Here is a 1,757-nt window from a genome sequence, read left to right on the forward strand (position 1 = left end):
CCGCGCCGCCCCCGTCGGCCCCGCCGGCTCCCGCGCCGGCCGCGCCGAATCCGGGACCGAGTTCGAATCCCCCTCAGCAGTGGCCGCCCCTGCTGCCCAGGGACGACGATCACGACGACCACTGGGACTGGCTTCGCCGCCACCTGGGGCACGGAATCCTGGGCCCCTAGCCTCGTCCCCGACCGACGGAGCCGCGTAAAATTGGGCGACTAGGGGAATACAGGGTGGGGATTTCCAGCGCGTCACCGTCGCTGACGCATGCGACGACCGCGTGCCGCCCGCACTGGCCGGCAAACGAACAATGGAGGAGCTATGGACACCGTGCTTGGCGTGTCGATGGCGCCGACGGCCGTCCGTATGGTGCTGCTCGAAGGTGAGAACGCCGACGGCGCCACCGTCGACGAGGACAATTTCGACGTGGCCACCGACGACGACGCGGCTACCGTCACCGCAGCCGACCAAGTGGTCTCCGCAATCCTCGGCACCCGCGAGGGCGCGTCGGAGGGCGGCTACCAGCTCGCGTCGACGGGCGTAACCTTCACCGACCCGATCGAAGCGGCCGCGCTGCGCGATGCGCTGGCCGCCCACAAGGTCGAGAATGTGATGTTGGTCTCGGCGTTTTTGGCCGCGGCGGCGCTGGCTCAAACGGTGGGCAACCAAACCAACTACGCGCGCACGGCGCTGCTGTACATCGAGCCCGAAACCGCGACCCTCGCGGTCGTCGACAGCGCCGACGGGTCGGTCACCGACGTCTATCGGCAGCCCCTGCCCGCCGACGACGATGCGGCGGTGACGCAGCTGGCCTCGATGGTCTCCGGCGCCGAGGCGCTGCAGAACCGGCCCGACGCCGTGTTCGTCGTCGGCTCCGGGATCGACATCCCGATGATCAAGCCGGCGCTGGAGGCGGCGACCACGCTGCCGTTGACGGNGTCGCTTGATGTGAGTGCCCCGGAGGAGCCGGAACCCGCGCTGGCCCGGGGCGCGGCCCTGGCGTCGGCGAACGCGCCGCTGTTCGCCTCGTCGACCGCGGCGCTGGCCTACGCCCAGGACCCCGGCACCGGAGCCGTCGACCGGTACGCGATACCGGACTACCTCAGGGTCGGGGACGACCCCGGCGACGACCTCGCCTACAGCGCCGTGGCGGACGACGTCGCCGACGCCCAGACGGTCGTCATCGAAAAGCTGTTCGCTCAAGCACCGGAGCAACCACGTCGCAGGCCGGTCCTGCTGGTGGGTAGCGGCTTGGCGGTCGTCGGCATCAGCGCGGTGCTGGCGCTGGAAATCGCGCTGGCGATCGGCATCCGCACGACCGGGACCGTCGGGCTGCGGCCCACCCCCGGCCAAAGTCTCATCGTCCCAACGCAACAGGCTCCCGCGCCCGCGCCGGTTCAGGCGGCCGTGCCGAAGCCGAACTTCACCGTCCCGCAGCCGATGATGGCCCCCAGGCCGGTGAGTCCGCCGGCAGCGGCTCCCATTCCGGCCGCTCCGCCCATTCCGGCGGCTCCGGTGGTGCCGGTTCCGGTCGTCGTTCCGCCCGTGGCGCCGATTCCGGTGCCACCGATCCGCGTGCCCATTCCCAACCCCGTCGTGAGCCCGCCGCTCATCCAGGCCCCGCGCCCCGTGGTGCCCCAGCTTCCGGTGCATGTTCCGCAGCCCGTCCCGCCGCAGGGCGGGGTCACGGTTCCGCATTCGCCGCCGCACCAGGCTCCTCCCGGCGAAGGCTCGCTGCCCATCCCGGGCGAAGGCCACGGCGGCCC

1 protein-coding gene is annotated in these 1,757 nt (G+C 71.8%); it reads left to right on the forward strand.

All coding sequences use genetic code 11. From position 1 onward, the window contains the following. Positions 1 to 357: 357 nt before the first annotated feature. Positions 358 to 1,757: DUF7159 family protein (locus tag BN4348_RS62015; protein ID WP_456238214.1), on the forward strand; the 1,400-nt coding region annotated here is incomplete at its 3' end.

Source organism: Mycobacterium interjectum (genome assembly GCF_900078675.2).
Taxonomy (GTDB): domain Bacteria; phylum Actinomycetota; class Actinomycetes; order Mycobacteriales; family Mycobacteriaceae; genus Mycobacterium; species Mycobacterium interjectum.